Below are 7,857 nucleotides of genomic sequence, written 5' to 3'. Positions count from 1 at the left end.
ACGTAGAGGTTGCATATGGAAAAGGCCTTTCATCAAGTTATATACTATGCATTCATTTATTCAAAAATATATCTATCCACTTCTTCCACCATTTAAAAACGATTTTTGTTTTCTTACTTTCTAATTTATTCATTTTAGAATTTGTTTTTAATATGGAAGGCATTATTCAATTTTTATTTAATAAGGCGTTTGTTTCACCTCCAGCTGCATTTATCACACTTGTTATGATTGTTTTACCATTTTACGCCATTTTCCAAATAGTCTCATTCATGATGAATAGATGGAAAAAGCAATTGAAAGGAGTATCATTATGAAATCTATTTGGAAATCAAAACGCTTTTTAATCGGCTTTACTTATCTATTCATACTTATTTCAGCTAGTTTTATTTATAGTTGGTTCTTTAAAGATAACATCCCAAAACCTCCTCAGTTACTTTACAATGACAATAACGAATTACTTGGAAAGGCCCCCTTTCCGCCATCGTTAATTCCACCTTTTGGATCTGATCGTTTTGGAGAGTCTGTTTTCTTACAAATTGTAGAAGGAGCAAAATTCACTATTTTATTGGCCATGGCAATTAGCTTCTTTCGAATTTTATGCGGAACATGTATAGGAATCCTCTTAAGTTTATTTGCTCCAAAACTCAAGAGATTTTTCCAGTCATGCTCAGAAGTTTTTTATTATATTCCAACTCTATTTATCGCATTCATACTCATCACGCCCGTTAATATTATAATCACATCAAATGCTGATGGGGTAGATCCAAATATTTCATTTACGTTTTATCAAGTACTCGTACTTATTTTCGTCGCTCTGCCTACACTTTCTTTATACATATCCTCAGAAGTTGATGAATTTATGAAACAAGATTACATCTTAAGTTCACAATTACTGGGGGCTAGTCGTTTTCATATTATAAAAAAACACTTACGAGTCTTATTACTTGACCGCTTATTTGTATTATTTATGGAACATATCGTCCAAACACTCATACTCGTTATCCATTTAGCGTTGCTTAACATTGTAATTGGCGGCATACAAATGCGTGAACTCTATGACGGAGTGCTCAAACCTGTTTCTCTATCTAATGATTGGGCAGGTCTTATTGGATTAAATCGTAATGAAATGAATCTTTCATGGTGGATTATTTTTTATACTCTCGCTTCATTCTTTATTACGATTCTATTTATTAAGCTTATGACCATCGGGATTCAAGATGCACTGAAAGCAAGAGATTCGCAAATTGTAGCAATTCAAAACGTTCCAGATCATAAAAAATTCGTTAAACATAAAGATTCCTTTTCGTTTGCAAATAAAGTAAACCTTTAATCATTTCTCATTAATCAAGTATTAATTGGCATTGATATTATAGAAAATAAAGAAGATGATTCCTATTAAATACAGGGATCATCTTCTTATGCTGTCTAACTTTTTTACATGTATTTGCTAGACTCATGCTTTTTATATTTAAAGTGAATTATTTGCAATCACAATTATGTTTTTTAAAATCAATTACCATACGCCCTTGAATTCTACCTTGTTCCATTTCTTCGAATACATTTTGTACTTTATCTAGAGAACAAGTTTGAACAACCGGCACTACTTTTCCTTCTGCCCCGAACATAAACGCCTCTTCCAAATCTTTACGAGTACCAACTAGAGAACCAACTACTTCAATTCCATCCAGTACAAGTCGTGGGATGTTTAAGTCCATTGTTTCTACTGGTAGCCCTACTGCAACTACTTTACCGCAAGCACGTACTGCATCAACTGCTGAGTTAAAGGCTACTTTAGAGACTGCTGTTACTACCGCAGCATAAGCGCCACCAAACTCCTCTTGCACAATTTTATCAGCAGGACCTTGAGAAATTGGATTGATAGTCATATCAGCACCAACTTCTTTCGCTAAGGCTAATTTGTCGTCATTAATATCTACTGCGATTACCTTTGCACCAAATACATTTTTAGCATATTGGATAGCTAAGTTACCTAATCCACCGCAGCCATAGATTACAATAGGTTGACTAGGTTTAATATCTGATACTTTAATAGCTTTATATGTAGTTACACCAGCACAAGTAATTGATGATGCTTGAGCAGGATCTAATCCTTCTGGTACTTTTACCGCATAATCAGCTGTAACGATACATTGTTCAGCCATACCACCATCCACTGAATAACCAGCGTTTTTAACTTCACGGCAAAATGTTTCTCTACCAGTTACGCAATATTCACAACGTCCACAAGATTGGAACATCCATGCAATACTTACACGGTCACCTATCTTTAGTGAAGTAACATCATCAGCTATTTTCGTAACAATACCTACACCCTCATGACCAAGAATACGGCCATCAGTGTTACCAAAATCATGATTCGCAACGTGTAAATCAGTGTGGCAAACTCCACAATACTCTACATCTACTAACGCTTCACCTGAGTGTAACGGACGTAATTCTTTGTCAATCACTTCGATGTTTGCTTTGCTGTTTTTATTAACCACTACTGCTTTCATATGTGATCTCCCCTTTAGTGTTTTAGCATTTTAATGAGTTTATCTCACAACTACTTTCTTCACTACTTTGGCTAGTTATTCTACCAAATTTAAGTGTTCAATCATCATTACATCTTCATCATAACATGACACTTCATAAACAACTTGTGAAATTATGAACAATATTTGAATTATTACACAAATCGGTCTTTATTTTAAATTTTTAAAAATGAGAGTTTATCATTGACTATAAGTAAGTCACATATTTCTAAAACAAAATAAATTAACAAACTTCTCACCGATAAAAAAGCTCTTCACTCAATATTTTCTACATGTAAACACTTAGTTTCACAGTAATATCCTTTGCCACCAACATAAACTTTTTCTATTTTATTTTTGCTATTGGTTGCTAATTTAACTAATATTTCAGAAGGCGAGTGTAAAGAATAACCTTGTTCAAATACATAGACTTCTTTTTTCAAGTAGTCCTGTTCATAAAGGTAGCAAGCTAATGCACCGTTCGAAGTTCCAGTCGCTGCTTCTTCATTGATGTCGTATAGCGGAGCAAAATTTCTGCATATAATTCGATTGTCATTAAAAGTATATAGATGCATCCCGACAACATTATAATACTTGCTGATTTCTTTAATTTTTTCAAAATTAGGTTGCAGTGCATGTAATTGTGTTTCGCTTTTTATAGGAATTAAAATATCTTTTAAGCCCGTGGAGACAATTTGAATTGGGTATTTATTTTCTATACCTTTACTATCAAAACAGTCGATGAACTCGTTTGGAGATACAACATCATAGAATATCGGTTTATTTTGTTCCATGAATATGATGTCATCTTTTATAGTAATAGTAAGAACACCGCTGTTCGTTTCAATCGTATAGCGATTCCTGAAAAGTTTATTTAAATGCATCAGTATCGCGAAAGAGCCAATTGTGGCATGACCACATAAATCAACTTCTTCTTTTGGTGTAAAATACTCAAATTTATAATCAGCAATTTCAGATTCTGATATAAATGCGGTTTCCGCATAGCCCAGTTGTTTGGCTATTTCCATTTTTTGAGTAGTGGTCAATGTATTCTCAATAAATACCACTCCTGCTTTATTTCCGCCTTTATGATCCTTGCTAAATGCACTTGCAACATAAACAGATATTTTCATAAGACACCTTCCTCACTTATAGTAAATTATAGTATAGAAAGCACTACATATAAATTCCATTGGATAAATTATCCCTAAAATAAGAAACAAACTATTTTTAGCATTTGAACTCTCCAAAAATAGTTTGTCTACAGTCTGAAAGCTCTTCATTTGAAGAGCTTTTTTTATATTCGCTTCATCGAAATCGTTTCACGTATACTTTGTAAATTTTTTAGAGTTTCCTCTTGTCGCTGCAACGACAACCCTACATACAAAGTATCTAATAAGCTTAACTGTGCTAATCGTGATGAACTTGCTTCTGTGCGGAATTCAGTCTCACGTGTTGATGTATATAACGTTATATCAGCAAGTTGACTTAATGCTGATTTCTTATAGCTCGTAATCGCAATAATTTTGGCTCCTCTTGCTTTCGCTACTTCTAACGCTTCAAGTAATCCTTTATTGCTACCAGAATGAGAAATACCAATAACAACTGAATTTTCCGAGAGTAAACCTGCCCCCATAATTTGAAAATGCGAATCAGTATGAGCGATACAAGAAATACCCGTTCTCATAAACTTATGATACGCATCCATTGCAATAATACCAGAGCCACCATTTCCATAAAACTCAATTCGACTTGCTTCTTGTAAGGCTCGTACAGCCTGCTCAAGTGCCGTTTCATTAAGCAAATGTAAAGTATCTTGCAGTCCTGTAATATGCGAATGAAAAACTTTTTTAGCAACAGTTACCATACTATCTTCTGCTGATACCTCTTCATGGATATTTTGCATCGGTGTATGTACAATTTCACGAGCTAATGTAATCTTTAAATCTTGAAAACCTTGCAAACCAAGGTTTTTACATAAGCGGAATATCGTAGCTTCGGAACTATTCGTAACTTCAGCTAATTCTGTAATAGATTTATGTACAACATCTTGTGGATGTTTCAAAATATGTTCGGCAATACTTCGCAATTTCGGTGATAAACCATTTAACGAAGCCTGAATCTTTCCAATCCCACTTCTTGTACCAGGCATAGCATATCCTCCCCTTCCATCGTAGCTTTATCCTGTAAAAACCGATTAGTTGAACTAATCATCAGTGGGGATGGTCCTCCACTGATTAGAGTTTCACTTTATTGTACCTAATTATCGAAAGAAGAAAAACCTATATTAGGGATTACTATAATTTTTAATTGCTCCTATGTATTCTGTCATACGATATAACAGAATTATTCATGCTTATGAATAATTCTCTCCATGTTTCACTGCGTATAATGCGGCTTGCGTACGATCATCCACTTCCAATTTAGCTAAAACGTTTGAAACGTGTGTTTTCACAGTTTGTTCTGTAATATGAAGTTCTGCTGCAATCTCCTTGTTGCTTCTTCCTTTCGCAATTTCGCGAAGTACCTCTTGCTCTCTTTTCGTTAACATTGAAAAAGGATTTTCTACTTCCTTCTTTACTGCAGAACGCCCCATTAATGCAGGTGTTACTTTCGGGTGAAAATTCGCATTTCCTTGATGTACTGCAATAATAGAAGCGACAAGTTGCTCAGGTTGTACTTCTTTTAATTGATAACCATCTGCTCCAGCTTCAAGTGCTGGTATAACATAATCTTGCTCTGAAAAACTACTTAATATAAGTACCTTTATTGTCTCATCATATTGCTTTAGACGTTTTGTTGCCTCAATTCCATCCATTTTCGGCATCGATACATCCATTAGTACGACATCTGGTCTTTCTTTTTGCACGAAATGTAATGCCTCTTCGCCATTTTCCGCTTCCCCAATAATTTCAAATTCTTCTCTCGTTTTCAAAAAGAATACAAGTCCTCTTCGAACGATATGATGATCCTCAACTAGTAGCAGTTTAATCTTCAACCTTATTCTCCCCTTCAAATCGGCAATTGAATTTCTATTTTTGTACCCTTTTTCAGCTCTGTTATAATTTGAAACGATCCCTTCATTAACTGAATACGTTCCTTCATACTTTTCAGGCCAAGTGCTGATTCCCTTACTTGTTCTTGTATAAATCCTATTCCATTGTCTTCTATGTAAAAATGTAACTGGTTATTTTCTATTTTCAAAAGAATATGTACCTTTTCACACGAAGCATGCTTTTTACAATTATGTAGCGCCTCTTGGCTAATACGCCATAAAACTTCTTCTATTTCATCCCCCATTGAAACCATCCCATCAATTCGAACTTCCACTTGAACTCCTAATAACTTCCCGTAATTTTGAATTGCTTCTACTAATCCTTTCTCCAATCCTTCAGGTCTTAATTGCCAAATTAATAGCGTCATCTCTTGTAATGCTTCTTGTGATAATTCCCCAATATAACTTAACATCTCTTGCAATTCTCTATCTTGCGTCATATTCAGAGTACCTTTCGCTGTTAGCATAATAGAAAATAACAATTGTTTTACTGAATCATGTAAATCACGTGCAAGTCGATTTCTTTCCGCTACCACTACATATTTACGTTCTTTCTCAACTAATTGAATACGTTGTATTGTCGTTCCAATTTGAAATGCAATTGATTCTAATAATGCTAACTCTTCCTCAGAAAAATGAGTCTTATGAGGTGCAGCCACATTTAGTAGACCAAATTTTTCTGATCCAGACCTAAGCGGAATTGTCGCATGATGTGTAACATCTTCTGTCTCTCCCCAATTACATTCAATTGCATCTTCTATTCGCTTACATTCAATAATATTAGTCGCTTTTTCCAATCTCCCATTCACAAAACGTTCTACACACCAACAGTTTCCTTCACACATCGGCTTCTTCTTTTGCCACGTAAGAGCCTCTGGTAAATTTTCGTCTACAAGCATACTGTGCTTTCCACTTTCATCAATAAAGAATATCCACCCTGTTTGTAAATTCATTACTTGTAACAATGTATGCAACACTTTTTCTAACATATCCTGTAAGTTTGTTGCTTCATTTAATAATTCAGCAATTTCTTTTAATGCTTCTAAACGACGCATCTCTTTTTCTTCAAAGTTCATTCTCATCACCAACTACAATTATAACATTAAGAAATTTCTAAATTCTATAAATAAAAAAAGAACCGAATTCCTTCAGCCCTTTCTTTATATCAATCATTTTATTATTGTTATTCTATCCAATGTTGGAAGCAGAATTTTTGTTAACAAACGATTCTACTTTAGCTGTCCGATAAAGATTGTCCACCATGGATATGCTGTAAACCTTCAGTAGTAACAACCATATTCGCTGCTGGCATTTGCACTTGATTTTTATGGAACATAGACATTAATTCAAATCTTACTTGTCTAGAAGTTTCAAAATAATCTTCTGGCTTTATTAAACCTGTAATACAAAATTCATAGCCAACATATTTCAAGTTAGGATTTAAGTCTGTAACACCGACGTATTTAAATGGTTCAACAGCCTCATCCTCTACTCTATAAAGAGTTTGATTCAATTTTTCATTGCATATAACACATACTTCTTCTAACAATTCCTTCACTCTTGTTGGATCTTCCTGATAACTTACCGTGATGCGTTCAATTACACGCATCCATCCTTTATTAAAATTTTGTATCGTTCTAATCTCTCCGTGCGGGATGGTAAGTAGTTTTCCTGACCATTCACGAATTTGCATAAAACGAATACTAATCTCTTCAATAGTTCCTGAATTTGTTCCGTTAAAAGTTACAAAATCACCAACCCGAAACTCTTTGTCCGCTAATCTTGCAAAGCCTAATATAACATCTTTTAGCATCTGTTGTGCAGCAAAACCGATGACAACTCCAGCTATCCCTGCACCTGCAATAATACTTTTTATATCTACAAATTGGCTAATTAAATATATGATAAGACTGATGATAATGATATATCTAAAAATAGATCGAATTACACTTTGAATCGTCTGCTCTATCTCTTCATCAAAAAAGCTTGATTTCCTAAAAAACCAATCAATAATACGGTTTATTACAAAAGAAATAATGATTAAAACTAAAGCAAATAGTAAAAATCTTAAAAGTAAAAACTCTCTTACATAATTAAAAAATTCTTCCGTATACGTTAATAAGCTCATTTAACCACTTCCTTACTAATTAAAAAATTCATAATCGCCTAAGTTTGTTCCAGAAAAATCTATTATCCTACTCTAAAATGCCGCTGCCCTTACTATGTATTTTGACTCTATTACTAATTCACTTTAAACAGTATGTCTAG

General features: G+C 34.0%; 8 protein-coding genes. 2 read left to right on the top strand and 6 right to left on the bottom strand.

Features of this window, described 5'->3' with window-relative positions:
• Both ABWK52_RS13905 and ABWK52_RS13900 read left to right on the top strand, forming a co-directional pair.
• Positions 1-314 (top strand): ABC transporter permease subunit (locus ABWK52_RS13905; RefSeq protein ID WP_353771961.1); only part of this gene is annotated, 314 nt, incomplete at its 5' end.
• On the top strand, positions 311-1,330 hold the full coding sequence (locus ABWK52_RS13900) for an ABC transporter permease (RefSeq protein ID WP_000836565.1): 1,020 nt from the start codon (positions 311-313) through the stop codon (positions 1,328-1,330). The genes ABWK52_RS13905 and ABWK52_RS13900, both read left to right, overlap by 4 nt.
• A gap of 148 nt (positions 1,331-1,478) precedes the next feature.
• On the opposite strand, the gene adhP is transcribed toward ABWK52_RS13900, so the two are convergent.
• The 6 genes from adhP to ABWK52_RS13870 all read right to left on the bottom strand — a co-directional run bounded on the left by adhP (position 1,479) and on the right by ABWK52_RS13870 (position 7,717).
• Positions 1,479-2,516: an alcohol dehydrogenase AdhP gene (gene adhP, locus ABWK52_RS13895; protein WP_000649109.1), complete on the bottom strand. Its 1,038-nt coding sequence runs from the start codon at positions 2,514-2,516 to the stop codon at positions 1,479-1,481.
• Between the two features lie 293 nt (positions 2,517-2,809).
• Positions 2,810-3,667, bottom strand: coding sequence for a PhzF family phenazine biosynthesis protein (locus ABWK52_RS13890; RefSeq protein ID WP_098294983.1), 858 nt, complete (start codon positions 3,665-3,667; stop codon positions 2,810-2,812).
• A gap of 164 nt (positions 3,668-3,831) precedes the next feature.
• Positions 3,832-4,686, bottom strand: a complete 855-nt coding sequence (locus tag ABWK52_RS13885; RefSeq protein WP_001119646.1) for a MurR/RpiR family transcriptional regulator — start codon at positions 4,684-4,686, stop codon at positions 3,832-3,834.
• 204 nt (positions 4,687-4,890) lie between these two features.
• Entirely contained in the window at positions 4,891-5,532 is a 642-nt protein-coding gene (gene casR, locus ABWK52_RS13880) for a two-component system response regulator CasR (protein WP_000694629.1), read from the bottom strand.
• 14 nt (positions 5,533-5,546) lie between these two features.
• On the bottom strand, positions 5,547-6,644 hold the full coding sequence (gene casK, locus ABWK52_RS13875; protein WP_170317879.1) for a two-component system sensor histidine kinase CasK: 1,098 nt from the start codon (positions 6,642-6,644) through the stop codon (positions 5,547-5,549).
• Between the two features lie 179 nt (positions 6,645-6,823).
• Positions 6,824-7,717 carry a mechanosensitive ion channel family protein gene (locus ABWK52_RS13870; protein WP_061656012.1) on the bottom strand — a complete coding sequence of 298 codons (894 nt, stop codon included), beginning with the start codon at positions 7,715-7,717 and terminating at the stop codon, positions 6,824-6,826.
• Positions 7,718-7,857 lie beyond the last annotated feature (140 nt).

It is taken from the genome of Bacillus sp. AP50, from assembly GCF_040492675.1.
In the GTDB taxonomy this organism is placed as follows: Bacteria; Bacillota; Bacilli; order Bacillales; family Bacillaceae_G; genus Bacillus_A; species Bacillus_A cereus.
Note: the sequence above shows the minus strand (reverse complement) of the source record. Positions and strands in the feature narration are given on the sequence as shown.

Bases quoted from the DNA above. Each gene is read 5' to 3' on its own strand.
- adhP (WP_000649109.1), bottom strand. From the start codon at position 2,516: ATGAAAGCAGTAGTGGTTAATAAAAACAGCAAAGCAAACATCGAAGTG.
- ABWK52_RS13900 (WP_000836565.1), top strand. From the start codon at position 311: ATGAAATCTATTTGGAAATCAAAACGCTTTTTAATCGGCTTTACTTAT.
- ABWK52_RS13870 (WP_061656012.1), bottom strand. From the start codon at position 7,717: ATGAGCTTATTAACGTATACGGAAGAATTTTTTAATTATGTAAGAGAG.
- ABWK52_RS13885 (WP_001119646.1), bottom strand. From the start codon at position 4,686: ATGCCTGGTACAAGAAGTGGGATTGGAAAGATTCAGGCTTCGTTAAAT.
- casK (WP_170317879.1), bottom strand. From the start codon at position 6,644: ATGCGTCGTTTAGAAGCATTAAAAGAAATTGCTGAATTATTAAATGAA.
- ABWK52_RS13890 (WP_098294983.1), bottom strand. From the start codon at position 3,667: ATGAAAATATCTGTTTATGTTGCAAGTGCATTTAGCAAGGATCATAAA.